At 54.4% G+C, this 17828-nt stretch carries 11 protein-coding genes, 1 tRNA gene and 1 pseudogene; 6 read left to right on the forward strand and 7 right to left on the reverse strand.

The genetic code is table 11. The features are described from left to right. Positions 1 to 114 precede the first annotated feature (114 nt). Positions 115 to 1249, forward strand: a pseudogene (locus KHW85_RS01895) (ISL3 family transposase). Positions 1250 to 1268: 19 nt separating this feature from the next. Here KHW85_RS01895 and KHW85_RS01900 read toward each other — a convergent pair. The 5 genes from KHW85_RS01900 to KHW85_RS01920 form a co-directional block, all read right to left on the reverse strand. After that, positions 1269 to 2177 (reverse strand): carbohydrate ABC transporter permease, encoded by a 909-nt coding sequence (locus KHW85_RS01900; protein WP_291458567.1) that lies wholly within the window; start codon positions 2175 to 2177, stop codon positions 1269 to 1271. Beyond that, positions 2174 to 3205, reverse strand: coding sequence for a sugar ABC transporter permease (locus KHW85_RS01905; RefSeq protein ID WP_291458569.1), 1032 nt, complete (start codon positions 3203 to 3205; stop codon positions 2174 to 2176). Before KHW85_RS01905 ends, KHW85_RS01900 begins: the two co-directional genes overlap by 4 nt. Positions 3206 to 3324: 119 nt before the next feature. Further along, on the reverse strand, positions 3325 to 4611 hold the full coding sequence (locus KHW85_RS01910; RefSeq protein WP_291458571.1) for an extracellular solute-binding protein: 1287 nt from the start codon (positions 4609 to 4611) through the stop codon (positions 3325 to 3327). Positions 4612 to 4651: 40 nt separating this feature from the next. Continuing rightward, entirely contained in the window at positions 4652 to 5893 is a 1242-nt protein-coding gene (locus KHW85_RS01915; RefSeq protein WP_291458573.1) for a hypothetical protein, read from the reverse strand. Between the two features lie 14 nt (positions 5894 to 5907). Next, complete coding sequence (locus tag KHW85_RS01920) at positions 5908 to 8958, reverse strand: glycoside hydrolase family 38 C-terminal domain-containing protein (RefSeq protein WP_291458575.1); 3051 nt, start codon at positions 8956 to 8958, stop codon at positions 5908 to 5910. A 119-nt stretch (positions 8959 to 9077) separates the two neighbouring features. Here KHW85_RS01920 and KHW85_RS01925 point away from each other — a divergent pair, with 119 nt between their 5' ends. Together KHW85_RS01925 and KHW85_RS01930 are read left to right on the forward strand one after the other, a co-directional pair. Further along, positions 9078 to 10085 carry a LacI family DNA-binding transcriptional regulator gene (locus KHW85_RS01925; protein WP_291458577.1) on the forward strand — a complete coding sequence of 336 codons (1008 nt, stop codon included), beginning with the start codon at positions 9078 to 9080 and terminating at the stop codon, positions 10083 to 10085. A 102-nt stretch (positions 10086 to 10187) separates the two neighbouring features. After that, positions 10188 to 11603 (forward strand): NAD(P)/FAD-dependent oxidoreductase, encoded by a 1416-nt coding sequence (locus KHW85_RS01930; protein WP_291458579.1) that lies wholly within the window; start codon positions 10188 to 10190, stop codon positions 11601 to 11603. Between the two features lie 62 nt (positions 11604 to 11665). On the opposite strand, the gene KHW85_RS01935 is transcribed toward KHW85_RS01930, so the two are convergent. Together KHW85_RS01935 and KHW85_RS01940 are read right to left on the reverse strand one after the other, a co-directional pair. Continuing rightward, positions 11666 to 11739: transfer RNA gene (locus tag KHW85_RS01935), tRNA-Val, on the reverse strand. A 142-nt stretch (positions 11740 to 11881) separates the two neighbouring features. Then, complete coding sequence (locus KHW85_RS01940) at positions 11882 to 12280, reverse strand: DUF3052 domain-containing protein (RefSeq protein WP_178707325.1); 399 nt, start codon at positions 12278 to 12280, stop codon at positions 11882 to 11884. 279 nt (positions 12281 to 12559) lie between these two features. On the opposite strand from KHW85_RS01940, the gene aceE reads away from it, so the two are divergent. From aceE to KHW85_RS01955, 3 genes are all read left to right on the forward strand, one after another. Further along, entirely contained in the window at positions 12560 to 15292 is a 2733-nt protein-coding gene (gene aceE, locus KHW85_RS01945; protein WP_291458582.1) for a pyruvate dehydrogenase (acetyl-transferring), homodimeric type, read from the forward strand. 474 nt (positions 15293 to 15766) lie between these two features. Further along, positions 15767 to 16672: a hypothetical protein gene (locus KHW85_RS01950; RefSeq protein ID WP_291458584.1), complete on the forward strand. Its 906-nt coding sequence runs from the start codon at positions 15767 to 15769 to the stop codon at positions 16670 to 16672. A gap of 822 nt (positions 16673 to 17494) precedes the next feature. Continuing rightward, on the forward strand, positions 17495 to 17794 hold the full coding sequence (locus KHW85_RS01955) for a hypothetical protein (protein WP_291458585.1): 300 nt from the start codon (positions 17495 to 17497) through the stop codon (positions 17792 to 17794). Positions 17795 to 17828 lie beyond the last annotated feature (34 nt).

A 17828-nucleotide genomic window follows, 5' to 3' on the forward strand; every position in this document is an offset into this window, starting at 1 on the left:
AGCGTGGCCCGCACCCCACAGGCTCTGGTGCTCGATATTGAGTCATGCAACCAGCTGGTTGGCTGCCCCGGGTGTGGGGTAATCGCTCAAGGTCACGGGCGTGTGGTGGTAGAGGTGATCGACGCGCCCTGGGCCGGGGTCCCGGTGCGGATCCGATGGCACAAACGCCGATGGATATGCCGCGAACACACCTGCCAGATCGCGACTTTCACTGAGCAGAACCACTCGGTGTGTGCTCCCAGGGCGCGTCTGGGGATGCGGGCGATTCACTGGTCGACTGGTCAACTGCGCTTCGAGGGAGCCACCATTGCAGGATTGGCTCGACAACTGGCAACTACGTGGAATACCGTGTGGTCCCATATCAAGCCGTGCCTGCAAGCCGCATCTGATGACCCCGCCCGTTTCACAGGGGTTCAGGTACTGGGAGTCGATGAGCACGTATGGCACCACCAAGACCGACGCCGCCGGGGCCCACGTGAACTCACCGGCATCGTGGACCTGACACGCGGGAAGGATCACCCCACGGCCCGTCTGTTGGACCTGATCCCAGGAAGGTCTGGCACCGTGTACAAGAACTGGCTGGCCGAGCGCGGCGAACAGTTTCGCTCCGGTATCCAGATCGCGACGCTGGATCCCTTCCAAGGATATAAAAACGCCATTGACGACCAGCTCCAAGACGCAACCAGCGTGCCAGGCGCCTTTCATATCGTCAAGCTCGCCGCGGACGCTCTCGATGAGGTACGCCGCCGCGTCCAGCAAGAAACACTGGGACACCGTGGACGCAAGGGTGATCCCCTCTATCAGATCCGGCTTCTCCTACGCGCCTCGCATGATCGGCTCACGAAGCGTCAACAAGAACGCCTCCGCGCAGCCTTCACGGCACATGAGGCGCACATCAGTGTCGAAGTCGCCTACCTTCACCGGGCAAGTGCGCGAGGTCTTCCACCAAGCCACACCCGTCCAAGGCCAACGCCTGGCCGCACACCTCATCGAGAGCCTGCCAACGTATCCCATCCCCGAAATCACCCGCCTGGGCCGGACCCCACGCAAGTGGAAGGACGCCTTCTTAGCCTACCTCGACACAGGAGGAGCCAGCAACGGCCCCACCGAAGCCATCAACGGACATTATCGAACTAGGCAGACGCACCGCCAGAGGCTACCACAACCCCACCAACCACCAACTCCGAATGCTCCTCATCGCAGGAGGCCTAGACGCCTCCACCCACACTCAACTCTGAAGAGCCCATAAAGCGATCACTGCCCGATACTCAGCCCTTGACACCGCCTGCCTCAACGCCCTTGAAGAAGTACTTCTGTGCAAAGGCAAAGAGAATGATCAAGGGGATCAAAGCAATCATTGTTCCAGCTGCAACGACGCGTTGGTCTGTACCAAATGATGACTGAAGATACTGCATACCAACCGTCAAGGTGTACTTTTCGGGCTCGTTCAAAACAACCAACGGCCACAAGAAGTCATCCCACGCACCGATAAATGACATGAGCGCAACAACCGATGCCATACCTTTGACGTTTGGCCACACGATATGGCGAAGACGCTGATATGTGGTTGCACCGTCAATTGCGGCTGCATCCAGAATCGAATTTGGGATTGCACGTGCTGCGGTGTACATCAACAGCACATTCATCGCCGAAATTGCACCCGGAAGGAAGACCCCAACAAGGCTGTTCGCAGCGCCCAAAGACTTGATAGTGAGGTACTGAGAAGTCAGCGTCACTTCACCGGGAAGCAGCAGGGTTGACAGCATGATTGCCATGAACAGCCCCTTGCCCCTGAACTTCATCTGAGCGAAGGCATAACCAGCAAAGGTCGAGAAGACAACATTTGTCAGCACTGTTCCAATACCAACAAGAAGCGAGTGCCACGCGTAGCTGATAACGGGGACAGTGCGTAAAACCTCTGAGTAATTATCCAGCGTTGGGTTACTGGGGATCAGGCTGGGAGGGAAGGCGTAAATATCATCCCCAGGCCCTTTGAGGGAGGTTGAAAGTTCCCAAAGAAAGGGGCCAACAGTGATAACGAAACAGAAAAGTAACAGCAGATAACGACCGATAAAAGTCGGAAGCGTTGGCTTGTCAAAACCTGCTTCCCCACGTCGCTTCCATGGAAGCTCACGTCTGGGGGTTTCACTTCGAGTATTCACGGTTGCGTTACTCATTGCCTGATCCCCTCCGTGTTTGATGCGCATGCCTCGGCAAGTTCTTCGCGTCCAACGTGAACATTCGTCTCCTTCAGAGATGATTGTTCCTTAAGCCTTAATTCATGAGCCTTCTGTGCCGCCTTGGACTTCTTTCGCAGGCGAAGAGCAGCACGGATTTCAGGTCCCTGATTAATCCACGCAACCAGCAAGAGAGGACCAATAGTCAGGAAGAAGAGAGCTACCGACAGCGCGGAAGCATAGCCAAGATTTCCGCGGAGTCCCTTTCCGGTTGCTTGAATCAACATCACAATTGACTGAGCTTGACCGCCTGGCCCACCAGATCCATTGGTCAGCACGTAAATCTCAGAGAAGATTCGCATTGCCGAGACCGTAATGAGCGCTGAGATCAGCAACATTGCTGGCTTGACGGCAGGGACGGTTACGGTCCAGAAACGACGCCACGCGCCCGCACCATCCAGTGCGGCAGCCTCGTGTAGTTCCTTATTTACGCCGGCAAGAGCCGCAAGATACACGACCATGTAGTAGCCGAGGCCCTTCCACACTGTCAGCGACGTTGACGACAGAAGAATGAGCCAGCGATCAACGAGGAAGTTAATCGAGTGGTCCGTCATACCGACGAATTGAAGCGATTGGTTAATAAGACCCTTCGAGTCAAATAGCCAGGACCAGATGATACCGACTACCACGACCGAGGCGATGACCGGGAAGTAATAGCTCGTCCGGAAAATAGAAATTCCGGGGACCTTCTTCTCAACCAGTAGCGCAAGAAGAAGGGGCAGGAAAGTTAAGAGGGGGACGCAGACCAGAACGTAAACCAGTGAAGTCGTCAGAGCGTAGCCAAAGCGCTCATCACTGAAGAGAGTGACAAAATTCGTCAGTCCAATAAATTTGGCAGGCTTGAGCGGGCGCGCATCAGTAAATGCAAGAACAACGGTGTTCAAGAAGGGCCAGATGGAAAATACCAAGACCCAAATGACTGCCGGCGCAAGCAGAAGATAGGGAGTTAGCTTTGAGTGGGATTTCATGTGTTGTTCCTCCTTATCCCAAAGGAAGTCGGTACACAGTGCCGCCATTGATAACAAGAGCGGCGGGGGCGGTGGTGTTGGGAGAAGCTAGCTCCCAACACCACCAAGTGATCAGAGAATCACTTTGCCAGGTTGTCGTTGCAGTACTTGACTGCCTTATCAAGGGCGTCCTTCGAGGAGATTTCACCCTTCACGGCAAGAGCAAGCTGCTGCTTGACGTAGGTACCCATCTCGTCGGTGAACTGCAGCGGAGACTGTTCAACGGTGTTGGGCAGTTCCTTTGCGGCCAGCTCAGTAGCCTTCTTCTGCAAGTCAAGCGAGACAACAGAGGTGAAAGCCTCGGGCTTCTCGTTACCGGCCTTGGTTCCGGGGAAGAAGCCCTGAGCGATCTTGACGAACTCAACCTGGTTCTTCGTGTTGGTCACGTACTGCGCAAACTTGACGGCAGCGGCCTGGTTCTTAGAGTTCTTTGCAACAGAGATACCCTGGATGAACACCGGTGCGTGGCCGATGCGCGGGGTAACCTCGGTCTGGTCGATCAGAGAAGGAGCATCTGCCTTAAGCGCGGATGCGAAGCCAGCTGAACCGGTTGTCCAGGTGCTCTTGCCCTGCTTGTAGAGTGCTGCATTGCCCTGGTAGTCGGCGTTCAGCGCCTCGGCGGGCATTGCGCCATCCTTGTAGGCCTTCTGGAACTGGTCGATGATCTTGGCAGCTTCATCGGTGTTGAAGACGAACTTGCCGTCCTTGTAGATATCAATACCGGCAGCAGAGAAAGTACCAATATCTGGAACGGAAGAGATCATTTTGACCTCGCCGTTGCTGGCCTTTGCAACGTCGGAAGCCATCGAGAAGAGTTCGTCGAGGGTGGTCGGAAGCTTAGAGGTATCGACACCGACTTCCTTCATCTTGCCGACGTTGTACCAGTTCAGATCAGTGCCAAGGTACCAGGGGTATCCATAGTGGCCCTCGATATTCGGGAACTGGTAAGCCTTCGCAGCACTATCGACATACTCGGAGACCTTCGCTCCTTCAACCTTGTCAAGGTCGACAAGAAGTCCGGTATCCGCAAGCTTGTATGCAAAGCCCGGGGGCAGGTTCAGAACATCGGGAAGCTCACCAGAGTTAGCTTGCTGGAGGATCTTATCCTCGTAGCCGTCACCAGGCTGATCAATCCACTTGACCTTGATGTCGGGATTCTCAGCCTCGAAGTCCTTCACCAACTGCTCGAAGTAGGGGGTGAAACGATCGTTCTTCAGTGACCAAGTCTGGAAGGAAATCTCAGTAGTACCGCCTGCTGAGCTAGAAGCACTGGAGGTGGAGCTTGAGCCGGATCCGCCGGTGCAAGCAGCGAGGCTGAATGCCGCAGCAAGTGCGACGCCAGTCACGATAGTGCGCGTCTTACGCATGGTCTTCTCCTTCGAAGGTTTTTCGATGAACGCTGTGGAATTAGGAATCCCACGTTGAGAGGAAAATATTCTTTTCCTCGTCCTTGCTCTCACCCAAAGAGCGATAACAAGAACGATTCAATTCGATACGCCGGACATCGCCCGCTAATGCGAGTTCCATCCAGCGATCGAAATATTCGTGCCGAGCGTCGGTGTCGACGCGCGTCCACTCCTGTGCAGTCAGGGGGAGGGACGAACGTTGCTCACCATGAGCTCGCACATCCGCCCAACGCTGAGCAGCACGATGGAAGGCCTCTCCAATGGGTTTTGGATTGCCATCCTGTCCCAGCAGTCCCAAGGAATGCTCGAGTGCCGGGAAATCTGAGAGGTCACGGGAGACATCGTGGGAGCACCACCAGGTGACTCCTTCGAGGCCGGGAGATACTCCGCCGCCTCGTTCTCCCATGAGAATTTCTACGGTGTCTGTCAGGAACTGAGGAGCCTCTTCTGGATCCACGTAGTTCTCAGGTGCACCGATTTCTTGAAGCCATACTCCACGCGAGGGGTCCTCGGCCCACGCAGCTGCGAGTTCGCACAGGTAACGGGCAAACCACACGAGCTGCGGGGCACGAGCACCAAGACGCGGACCAACCCGACCAAAAATCCATGAATGGACAGTGGTGAGATCTCCCAATGACGTGGCCATTTGGGGAGAAAATGGCTGGTCGTTTTCAAACCATAGATCGTCATCATGACTGTGGGTGTGAACACCTTCGGGCCATTCTTCACGGGCAGTACCGAGCATTTGCTCTAACCAGCGTCCTGCTTTTTCCTCAGTTACTTTGTGAGGAAAAGGATGACGCGATGCGGCAAATTGGAAGAACTCATTGCCAATCGACAAGCCACTAGCGGCGGGGATACCACGCAGAGCCTGAGCCATCTCGCTGACCAGATTGCGTTCTGCTTGAACGACATCCGGGTCAGTGAAGAGATTGCGTCGATGCCAAGAGGTGACCCACGAAGGCAGGAAGTCAAAAGATGAGAGGTGTCCTTGAAGGACATCCACAGTCACCTGAAGACCGCACTCCCCCGCAATTTCAACCACGGTTGCAACATCGTCAATTGCCTTTGAGCGAATGAGAGTGCGATTGGGTTGAAGGAGCGGCCAAATCGGGAAAATCCTCACGTGGTCAGCACCGATAGCGCGGATCGCGTGGAAATCATCCCGCACGGCCTCGGAGTCAAAATCCAACCACGAATGGAACCATCCCTGCCGCGGAGTGTAGTTCACACCGAACTTCATGACGACTCACCTATTCACTTCGCGAAGGAAACCCGCAGCGTAGTGATCTGGAATGCAGACAGATCGAAGGTCCACTCCCCTTGGCCGCCGCGGAGCTCGGGTTCGCTATCGCTCGGACGGTAACGCAGATCGCAAGCGGTGACAGAGCCAGCCTTAGGGGCGCGGAATGTGACGCGTGAGGGCCCACCTTCGGCCTCGTACAGGCGGATCACAAGGTCACCACTGCGGTCAGGAGCCAAGGCAACAGACTCAACGACCGCACCATCGACACTGAAAGGAGCATCGACGGGGGCGCCGCTGACCTCTCGCTCACCCAGGTTAATCTGCTGACCGGCAGCGACTGCCTCAAGAACCGAGGCATCGGGAACGATCCTGAAATTCCACTGGTGGTGCCCCTGATCCTGATCGGGATCGGGGAATCGGGCCGACTTGACCAAGGTGGCACGCACCTGCGACCAGGTACCTCGCCTGTCATTTTGGTGACGCGTGACATCCCACCCATAGGTGGCATCATTTGCGATCGCCCACGAACACGAGGCATTTTCCAAGCGGACCCAGCGGTGAGCAGAAACCTCAAAGCGGTAGGCATCCCACGAGGTATTCTCATGGGTCGGACGGGTAATGTAGCCCATCTGCGTTTCGTACTGGGCATGATCGGTGTGGAGTTCAACCGGGATCGAAAGCTTGAGAAGCTTTTCGTGCTCGTGCCAATCGGCCTCAACATGGAGGTCAATTGCTTTGCTTCCAGAGGTGAAAATCCAGACCAGCTCCATGCTGGAAGAATCAATACGCGCGGTGGAATGAATCTCTACCCGATCGTGTTCAACGACGACATTGGACACTGAACGGTCAGTGACAACACGCAGGGAGTTGCGGTAGAAGGGATCCAAATCCCAAGCGTCCCACATATTCGGGAAGTCCTGATGAATATGGAATTCTCCTGCCTTTTGACCAGCGGGGATCCATTCACGATCAGATTCAATTTCTCGCAGCGAGATCAGTTCACCACTTGCAGAAACACGCGCTTTGAAGAAGGCGTTCGTAATTTCGTAGCCATCGTCAACCTGGAGCAGGTGAACACCCTGAGAGCCCTTTTCTTCTGCAGGCGCGGTAACCGACAGAGGTGCAGTCCCGTGAAGCGGGAAGGAGGACGCATTAGCAAGCAATTCCCCGCTTTGGCTGTCCTTATTTGAGGCAGTGAGAACCGTGAGCGCCTTCTGAATGAGCGCTTCACAGCCTTCACGAATCTGCTTGTGAAGCTCACGGACTTCGCGGTAAACCCAAGCGATCGACGTCCCGGGCAGGATGTCGTGGAACTGGCACAGCAAGAGGGTGCGCCAGTAGGAACGAAGCTCCTCATAGGGGTAATCCATCAAGCCTTGAATCGCAGCGTAAGAACACCACAGTTCAGTCTCGCGCAGGATTGATTCACCGCGACGGTTCCCTTGCTTCGCATCGATCTGTGAGGTGAAAGTGCCGCGGTGCAGCTCAAGATAGAGCTCACCGACCCACACCGGGATCTGGTCAGCGTCTTCCAGCGCCCGATCAAAGAACTCCTTGGGAGTTTCCATGACAACTTCAGGCGCGCCGCGGAGGGAGCGGAAGCGGTCAATGCGTTCAAGCATTTCACGGGTGGGGCCGCCACCACCGTCACCGTAGCCGAAGGGCATGAGGGAAACACTTGCATGTCCCTTGTCCTTGAAGTTTTCGACGGCGTGAGTGAGGTTTTGGCCGGTAACTTCCGCACCGTAGGTGTCCATCGGCGGGAAGTGCGTAAAAATTCGCGATCCATCAATGCCTTCCCACAACAGAGTGTGGTGCGGGAAGGTATTGACCTGGTTCCATGAAATCTTTTGCGTCAGGAAGCGTTCAATTCCGGCTTCTCGGGCGATTTGAGGAAGTGCGGCAGAATAGCCGAAGGAGTCAGGAAGCCAGATTTCTTGGCACGAGGCACCAAGTTCATTTTCAAAGAAGTCCAAGCCCTCAACCAACTGACGGCACATTGCCTCACCGCCGGGAAGAACAGCATCCGGTTCGACCCACATTCCGCCTACGGGAACGATTCGGCCCTTTGCAACGAGCTCACGTACGCGTTCGAAAAGTTCAGGGTCGTCTTCCTTAAGCCAGGCGGCATGTTGGGCAGCAGGAAGGGCAAAGATCAAGGAAGAACCGTCCTCGATCAGACGGACGACGTTGGCAAGAGTCCTGTTGACCTTGCGACGTGTTTCGCGCAGTGGCCACAGCCATGCAGAGTCAATGTGTGCATGGCCAACAGCGCTGATTCGGTGCGCTCCGGGGTAAGCAGCCGCCTCCATAAAAGGCTGAAGAAGTTGACGTGCTGCGCCGGCAGTTGCAACCACATCGTCAAGATCAAGGCAATCAAGTGCACGATTGAGTCCCAATAGGACATCCCATTCATGATCACCAAAGTGAGGCGCCGCCTCGATCATCTCGTGCAGAACTTGAATATCCAGTGCCAGCCCGTAGACATCTTCGTTGACGACGACAAGGTCTGCTTGGCGGAAGTGGTACAGCTCTTGGTGCGAAGCCGTGAGCTTGTCGCCATCGTGAGTGGGCTGGAAGGGAGGAATGCCCAAAAGTAAGGGGTTTGCCGCTGCCTCAATGACGTAGTCAATGTCACTTCCTGCCTTTTGCGCGACAGGAAGCCACCGGCTTCGAGGGTTCAGGGCCTTGATAGTCTTCCCCGACAGATCCCTTACCAGTGCTTCAGCATGGAAACCTACAGAGTGTTCTTCGAATCCCAGATCAATTCGAAGCTCAAGACGCTGACTTTGCGAAAGTTCCACGTCGTTGGGAACTTGACCGTGGAGCTTGAACCACGTTGTCTGCCATGCTCCGCCCCATGTCTGTCCCAATTCAAAAGGAGTGAAGTCAGCTTTCATTGCCTGTGCAAAACGAACTGGCTCCGAGATGACACCGTCTTCTAAGGGCTGGCGCCACTGAGTGACATGCAGTGAAGAAATCTTCGTGTACTCGCGCGGAAGGATTCGTTCCTTCAATGTGCGTGTCACACGCTGCATGAGGATTTCTTGATTATCGTGCATCACGTCTCCGTCTTCTGCAGTGCCTCTACTTCGAGGCACTGCGTTCAGAATAACAACTAATCCGGTTTAGTACGAGGTAAACTTGTAACAATCCGATTACGACCAGAGAAGGTGTCGCGATGGCGCGTCCAACAATCCGTGATATTGCGCGAGAAGCAGGCGTTTCCCGCGCAGCCGTATCATTCGCCCTCAACGATCGTCCCGGCGTTTCGCCTACCACGCGAGCAAGAATAATCGATATCGCAGCCAAGATGGGATGGCGCCCAAATGCAACAGCACGTGCACTTTCTTCCTCACGTTCCAACGCAATTGGCTTGGTCTTACAACGTCCACGTGTCAATAATTCTTCAGAACGTTTCTTCTTTGAATTCATTACCGGCGTCCAAGACGCTTTAGACAACAGCGGCATTGATCTTCTCCTTCACCTTTCCCACTCAATGGAAGAAGAACTCAAGGCATACGAAAACTGGTGGGCCCAAGGACGCGTCGACGGAACGATTGTGGTTGACCCTCGTGATGACGATCCCCGTCCGGCAAAACTCAACGAATACGGGCTTCCGACCGTCGTTATTGGGCAAAAGTTTGATGAATGCGGCGCAGTTATTGGTGACGATGAACAGATGGTGCGCCTTCTTGCACTTCACTTGGCCGAGCAAGGGTGCCGACACATCGCATTCGTCTGCGGCTCTTCATCCTTCACACACATCCAGCAACGCATTGCCACCCTGCACGATTTTGGTCGGGAGCGTGGAATCTCAATTACTATCGCGGCGAATAACGAGTTTTCCGAGGCCTCGGCCCTTCATGCGACACGAGCACTATTAGCTACAACCAACCTCCCCGACGGGATCATCTTTGCAAACGAAATCCTGACCTTAGGCGGCCTGCAGGCAATCACTCACGCGGGACTGAAAACCGGTAAGGATATTAGGGTCTGCTCCTGCGAAGACTCCCCTATGTTAGGAATGTTCTCTCCCGCTGTAACTGCTATATCTCGAAATCCTGCAACGCTTGGGTTTGCGGGTGCGCAACTCCTCCTTGAGCAACTACACGGCGAAAGCCCACGCACAGTTTCCGATCAAGAACCCACACTTATCGCTCGGTCTTCAACCGCGTCAACCCAATAAGCTCCTTATGCTCTAATCGGAGATGAGTGAAAACACATACGTATGCCTTTGATGATAATAGGGATTTTAGTAAGCTTTCCCTTATCTAATTAAGGAAGGTATATGTCGCGTCATCGTATTGTCATCATTGGTTCCGGCTTTGCAGGATTGACTGCCGCACGTCGCCTCAAGCATGCAAACGCCGACATCACCATTCTTGCCCGTACATCACACCATCTTTTCCAGCCGCTCCTCTATCAGGTTGCTACTGGAATTCTTTCTGAGGGTGATATCGCACCAACCACGCGTGAAATTTTACGCAAGCAAAAGAACGTCGAGATCTTCCAGGCGCTCGTCGAAGATATTGATGTCGAGAACCGAATTGTCAAGTGGCGTAACCACAACAAGCACGAGCAGACAGAATACGACACCCTGCTTGTCGCAGCAGGCGCCGGCCAGTCCTACTTCGGCAACGATCACTTCGCGGTCTTCGCGCCGGGCATGAAGACGATCGACGACGCCCTCGAGCTACGAGCGCGCATTTTCGGCGCCTTCGAGCTGGCCGAGATCGAGACCGACCCAGCTGCGGTCGAGAAGCTCCTGACCTTTGTCGTCGTTGGTGCGGGCCCCACTGGTGTTGAGATGGCAGGACAGATCCGAGAGTTGGCCTCTAAGACGCTCAAGGGAGAATTCCGGCGTATCGATCCGACTCAGGCACGAGTCATTTTGGTCGATGGTGCTTCCTTCCCGCTGCCGCCTTTCGGCGAGAAGCTTGGCCATAAGACCTGGGCAGAACTGGAAAAGTTGGGCGTTGAGCTCAAGATGGATGCTTTTGTCACCAATGTTGATGCTGAAGGTGTGACCCTGAAGTACAAATCAGGTGAAGAAGAAACCATCGAATGTGTCTGCAAGGTATGGGCAGCAGGCGTTTCAGCCAGCCCCCTTGGAGCACAGATCGCAAAGGCCACGGGTGCTGAGGTTGATCGAGCAGGCCGCGTCTTGGTCAATAAGGATCTGACTCTTCCCGGCCACCCTGAAATCTTTGTCCTGGGCGACATGATGTCTTTCCCGGGTGTCCCCGGAGTTGCACAGGGAGCAATCCAGTCCGCGCGTTTTGCGGCAGATACGGTTCTGGCTCGCCTTAACAACCGCTCCCCCAAGCGAAGTGAATTCTCATACTTCGACAAGGGATCCATGGCGACCATTGCCCGCTTTAAGGCTGTCGTACAGATGGGCAAGATGGAACTGACTGGTTTCATGGCATGGGTTTCGTGGTGTTTCCTCCACCTGCTCTATATCGTTGGCTTTAAGTCGCAGGTGGGAACGCTGGTGAACTGGTTCTTCAGCTTCCTTTCCGGCGCTCGTTCCCAACGCACGACCACAAACCAGCAATTGGTTGCACGTCTAGCGATGGAGCAGCTGGGCAGCGGCGTTTCCGGCAAGCTTGTCGCCGGAGAAGACGTCGTCGAAGAGATCGTTCAGGCAGCCCAAGAAGAATCTCACGAGGCCGAGGGTTCGCAGCCGCATAACGCTGAGTAGACGCCGCGTAGGTCTACAAAAAGATTGGGGTCGGAAGCTTTAAGCTTCCGACCCCAATTCTGTGGGCCCTACCGGGCTCGAACCGATGACCTTCTGGGTGTAAACCAGATGCTCTAGCCAACTGAGCTAAAGGCCCAAAGCACGTTCTTTAATGAACGCACCAGTACAGCATAGAGTACAAGCAGCAATTACTTGGAATCAGACGCTGTGAGATGCATTGCGCACACTGCAAAAGAGTGAGCGCAATGCGGTCACGCAAGACGAAGTCGCGCGAAAACTCAGTGCTTTCTTGAACGTGCGGTGAGACGGATTCCGGCCCATTCAGGAGCCAGCGCACTCGCTGAAGTCGCGTGGAGGCCGGCAGTGTGAGCAGCCTCTTCAACATCAGAAACCGGGACAGTTCCGGGGCGTCCAGGCTTGGGAATCAAGACCCAGATCAGTCCTCCATCGTCAAGGTTTGACATGGCATCAACCAACAGGTCCGCCAGATCTTCCTCTTCGGCATCATCCGCGCGCCACCATACGATCGCTCCATCGACGACATCTTCGTAGTCGGGATCGACAAGCTGATGACCGCTCTCTTCTTCAGCAAGTTGGCGCAGCGCTTGATCCGCATCATCGTCAACGTAGAACTCTTGAATAATCTGACCCTTCGTGAACCCTAGCTTGACACTCACCGGAGTTCCCCTTCGAGCCACGACACAGACAGTGTTACATCGCTTTTCACGGCTTCAATCGTAATGCACACAGCGCAATTATTTTTTATTTCTCTCGATTCCTGTGATTTTCTCAGCAAAGCACCATCTTTGGCCTTAACAAATGAGGCGTGAATCATGGGCCGGAAGTCCCATTTTCACTCGCATTTTCCACTCGCAGGTACCAAAATAGACCTGTAAGCACGAGGGCGTGCCCTACCAGGCGCTTCCGCTAAGTTAATCAGAGGAGTTCGAGATCCAGTGAGCGAGAACCACCCCGTCGTCAACGGGTTACTCAGCCAGGTACCCGACAATGACCCCGCAGAAACCTCAGAATGGGTCGAGTCACTGAGTGGCCTGATCGAAGAAAAGGGCGGCCCACGTGCACGCTACATCTTGCTGCACATGCTCGAAGAGGCACGCCGTAAGGGAATCCAACTTCCTCAGGAATACACGACCCCCTACGTCAACACGATTCCTGTCGATCAAGAACCTTACTTCCCCGGTGACGAGGCCATGGAACGCCAGTACCGCCGCTGGATCCGCTGGAATGCGGCAGTCCAGGTAACCAGGGCTCAGCGCCCCGGCGTCAAGGTCGGTGGGCACATCTCCTCCTACGCCTCGGTTTCAACGCTCTACGAGGTTGGCCTCAACCACTTCTTCCGCGGTAAGGATCACCCGGGCGGTGGTGACCACGTCTTCTTCCAGGGCCATGCCTCTCCCGGACCTTACGCACGCGCTTTCATTGAAGGGCGTCTTTCCGAAGAAGAGATGGACGGATTCCGTCAACAGGTCTCCACTCCTCACGGACTCCCCTCTTACCCCCACCCTCGCCAACTCTCTAACTTCTGGGAGTTCCCAACCGTCTCCCTTGGCCTCGGGCCAGCAGAGGCGATCTACCAGGCTTGGTTTGATAAGTACCTGCACCTGCGTGGCATTAAAGACACCTCATTGCAGCGCACATGGGCCTTCTTAGGTGATGGCGAAATGGACGAGCCTGAATCTCGTGGCATGCTTCAGCTTGCCGCGCAGCAGGGACTCGACAACCTGACTTTCGTTGTGAACTGCAACCTGCAACGCCTTGATGGCCCGGTTCGTGGCAACGGCAAGATCATCCAGGAACTCGAAGCCTTCTTTAAGGGTGCGGGTTGGAACGTTATTAAGGTCATCTGGGGTCGCGGTTGGGACCAGCTCTTGGCCTCAGATAAGGATGATGCGCTTGTTCACTTGATGAACGAAACTCTGGATGGCGACTACCAGACCTTCGGCGCAAATGATGGTGCATACATTCGTGAGCACTTCTTTGGCCGCGATCCGCGTACCAAAGCAATGGTTCAAAACTGGACCGACGATCAGATTTGGGCCTTGCAGCGCGGTGGTCACGACTACCGAAAGGTGTACGCGGCATACAAGGCTGCAACCGAGCACACCGGTCAACCGACCGTTATCTTGGCTCACACCATTAAGGGCTATGCGCTGGGTAGCCACTTCGCTGGTCGTAACTCGACGCACCAGATGAAGAAGCTCACCGTGGAAGACGCGAAGCTTCTTCGCGATCGTCTGCAGCTTCCCATCACCGACGAAGAGCTGGAACGCGATCCCTACATGCCCCCCTATTACATGCCGCCGGCAGATCACCCTGCTCTGCTGTACATGAAGGAGCTGCGTGAGAAGCTGGGCGGTTGGGTTCCCGAGCGCCGCGATCACCAGCCGAAGCTTCCCGAGCTTCCTTCGAAGCCTTTCGAGGCCCTTTCCAAGGGATCCGGCAAGCTCGAAGTTGCCACCACTATGGCTTTGGTGCGCCTGATCAAGGACCTCATCAAGGACAAGAACGTTGGCAAGTACTTCGTTCCGATCATTCCTGACGAGGCACGTACCTTCGGTCTGGATGCAATCTTCCCCTCGGCGAAGATCTTCAACACGACGGGTCAGGCCTACACTCCGGTTGACGCAGATATGATGCTGTCCTACCGCGAGTCTGAGCAAGGTCAGGTTATGCACACCGGTATTACCGAGGCCGGTAGTGCGGCAGCATTCCAGGTGGTTGGTACCGCCTACGCCACTCACAACCTGCCGATGGTTCCCTTCTACATCTTCTATTCGATGTTCGGGTTCCAACGCACGGGCGATCAGTTCTGGGCTGCTGGCGATCAACTGTCGAAGGGCTTTGTTGTCGGCGCAACCGCTGGGCGTACAACCCTCACCGGTGAAGGCCTGCAGCACATGGATGGCAACTCCCCCGTTCTGGCATCTACGAACCATGCCTTTGTCACATACGATCCCGCTTATGCCTACGAATTGCGGTACATCATGGCCGACGGCCTTGAACGTATGTACGGCGATGCAGGTGGACGCGATCCGAATGTCATGTACTACCTGACGGTGTACAACGAGCCTATTCACCAGCCGGCAGAGCCCGAAAACCTTGATGTCAACGGGCTTATTAAGGGCATCTACAAAGTCGATGATCACGCGAACTTCGGAGGCCCGAAGGCTCAGCTGCTCGCATCAGGTGTGGGCGTGCCGTGGGCACGCGAGGCACGAGAGCTGCTTGCACGTGATTGGGGTGTCGATGCAGCAGTTTGGTCGGTCACCTCGTGGACCGAGCTTCGTCGCGAGGCGCTGGATGTGGAAGAGTTCAACTTCCTCCACCCGAACGAGCCTCAGCGCACCCCCTTCGTTTCCAGCCAGCTGCAGGGAACCGAAGGCCCCTTCGTGGCGTCTTCTGACTTTGACCGCCTTCTGCCCGACCAGATTCGTCAGTGGGTGCCCGGTGACTACTACGTCTTGGGTGCTGATGGCTTCGGCTTCTCTGATACTCGTCGCGCGGCTCGCCGTTGGTTCCACATCGATGCCGAATCTATGACGGTTCGTGTTTTGAAGGCCCTGGCTGACCGCGGCCAGATTGATCCTTCAGTCGTACAGCAGGCAATCGACCGCTACCAGCTCTTCAACTACGCGATTTCCGGAGCGGATCACACCGGCGAAGAGTAAACACTTCTCAGCCTGCGTAACGACAAGTGCAGGCAAAAGTGCTGGGTGGTGAGGTTCTCGAAACCTCACCACCCACTTTTTAATCTGCTATCAAAACAACACAGATTTAAAAGCAGGAGTCTGAAAGTCGAAACTGCTTGCATGCTTTCAGTCTCCGGCGTAGTGTCTGTTATGTAGGAATCGATGCACCGTGTCAGTGGCGATATGGAGGCAAGTGGCGTGTTACCTGAATCTGCAGTGCTTACCCCACCTCAGCAACACTGTGTCCGGAACTCCCCAATCAAGCTACAACGGGATTGAGACAATCTCATGGGATTTCACAACAAATGTTGATGCAATGTTTGCTGCCGACACCCTATTCCAAACTTTGATTGATAACCTTACCAACGCAGCGAACGACGCTTATGCCGCTAGACGTATCAACGGTAGCGCAACACTTTTCAACAGTTACGCGCTGTCCTCTTAGGGGAAATTATGGATTCAAACATTCTTTTTACTGCTTTAGGTCTTCCTTTTGGCGGTTTGGGACTGTACGTCTGGTACGTGGAGACATATACGGACACCCCATTGGCTCAGTTTTGGCGGGCATACAGCAAGGAGAATGTGCCACAGCGCGTCAACGAAATTGCCATTCCGTTGTGGATGCTTTGCATGATTTCAGGTGCTCTCTTTCTGTTTTCTATAAAGATCGCTCTGCCACAGCACATCCAATCGGTTATTGCTGGAAGTATTCCTTTCTTCCTCATACTCAGCATCGTCTATTTATTACCGATTCCAATTCCGCACATAGTAGACCAACAGTGGCAGTGGCATAAGCGCCACGGGCTTATTGACGAAAACGGGAAGATCATCCCCCCAACCCCTCACCAAACCAATTATTGCTCGTACGTCCTTGGAGGTGAAACCGTGACCATCAAAACAAGCATGGAACTCCCCGAGACATGGAGAGCACTCGATCTCAATAACCCCAATTCTCCCCTCATCCCTCATCTCCCCCATACATCGACGACACTCAACAACCTCAAAAACTCACTCTTCATCGCTGTCAGCACCCCCGAAAGAACCACAGGGTTCCGGCCTAACTTCATCATCACAATGGAACCAACCGGCCAAAACCCCATTCCCCCGGAAGACGCAATCCCAGGATGGCTAACGATCGAGGAAATACCATTCCCCATCCACGGTCCAGACGCAACCATGTCAAGCGGAATCTACATAGATGACCACCAGTCCTACACCGCTATCCAATGGACGTGGACACAAAGAATTGCAGAACATAATATCCGCGTCTATGCCACACTGACCTCGACAACAACCAACATCAACCACATCGCCGACGACCTCCCAGACATGATCAGTAGCCTAGAAATCACACAATGAACACCAATACACCAAATCCCAATCGCCCCGCGATCGTTATCCCCACAACCTTTGCTCACTCTTTGATCAGTGTGGCCATCGACCCCCGTAATGGTTTTGAAGAATGGCAACATGTGGAAACACGCGCCGGGCGCCACTTATCGGAAGTATCGACGGGTAGCTCCCTAACGCCCACTGCGCAGGCGCTACTCGCGCCAATTACCGCATGCACTGGACCAATTACCCTCTATTCATGCTCCCCCGCATATACACCCGATGCCACACGCAAGTTATGCGTATTCCAAGCAAAGGACCACTCAACAGTCCTTCGTAGCGTTGGCGACACAACTCACGTATATCTCATTGATACCGAGGAAGTTCCTCATGTGGTCCTAGCAAATAGCCCTTTACGCACCAGAGAAGGGGACAATGACGCCCCGAACTATATTTTTGATGAAGCAATTCGCGCAATGAGCCACGCAAATTTCGAGCAAGTACAAAGGCTCCTTGTTGACTCCACCGCTCAAGATAAGTACCGCAATTTCGCGTCATATATACAAAACGGGCTGTGGGAATACACAGCGTGGACACGATGGAGGCGAACAGCCACGACCTATGCGCCTACTTCAAGCGTTACCGCACTCTCCACGCCAGCGTCAAGTTATCGCTTTGAAACACCTATAGTTCCTGAGAGCTATCTATCCTCTACTACCTCGTTACCATCAAAGGCAGTAAATAGACAGTACGCTCCCCTAGAGCCCTGCTACGAAACACTGCTCTGGTGCTTACTGGCGGCCTACTTTAATTTCACGCCACACACGCTTAAACACTAGGAGCCATTAAATGTATGACTTTATCGAATGGAACCCCGAACAGGTAACCGAGGGCGCAAAAAAGTGCGATGCTGCAGGTGAGATCTTCTCAAATAGCAAGCTCGCCTCAATTTCTACCGGTACTCAACACCAAGAAGCCCTCGACGAACTTATTCAAGAAATTAACGGGCTTATCGCAGGTCTCACACTTGCATGCGCTGGAGTCTCCCAAGCAACAACAGCAGTCAATCAAGCCTTCCAGGAAGCAGAAGAACAGAACCGCCATGCGTTAGAAACAGATAAGATTTACGGTCACAATAAAGGCAAGTAATACCGAAATCTCGACATATAAGCATCGGTCGAAA

The organism is Actinomyces sp. oral taxon 181 (assembly GCF_018370895.1).
GTDB lineage: Bacteria > Actinomycetota > Actinomycetes > Actinomycetales > Actinomycetaceae > Pauljensenia.

Coding starts and splice junctions, on each gene's coding strand:
- KHW85_RS01900 (WP_291458567.1), bottom strand. CDS start 2,177: ATGAGTAACGCAACCGTGAATACTCGAAGTGAAACCCCCAGACGTGAG.
- KHW85_RS01905 (WP_291458569.1), bottom strand. CDS start 3,205: ATGAAATCCCACTCAAAGCTAACTCCCTATCTTCTGCTTGCGCCGGCA.
- KHW85_RS01910 (WP_291458571.1), bottom strand. CDS start 4,611: ATGCGTAAGACGCGCACTATCGTGACTGGCGTCGCACTTGCTGCGGCA.
- KHW85_RS01915 (WP_291458573.1), bottom strand. CDS start 5,893: ATGAAGTTCGGTGTGAACTACACTCCGCGGCAGGGATGGTTCCATTCG.
- KHW85_RS01920 (WP_291458575.1), bottom strand. CDS start 8,958: ATGCACGATAATCAAGAAATCCTCATGCAGCGTGTGACACGCACATTG.
- KHW85_RS01925 (WP_291458577.1), top strand. CDS start 9,078: ATGGCGCGTCCAACAATCCGTGATATTGCGCGAGAAGCAGGCGTTTCC.
- KHW85_RS01930 (WP_291458579.1), top strand. CDS start 10,188: ATGTCGCGTCATCGTATTGTCATCATTGGTTCCGGCTTTGCAGGATTG.
- KHW85_RS01950 (WP_291458584.1), top strand. CDS start 15,767: ATGGATTCAAACATTCTTTTTACTGCTTTAGGTCTTCCTTTTGGCGGT.
- KHW85_RS01955 (WP_291458585.1), top strand. CDS start 17,495: ATGTATGACTTTATCGAATGGAACCCCGAACAGGTAACCGAGGGCGCA.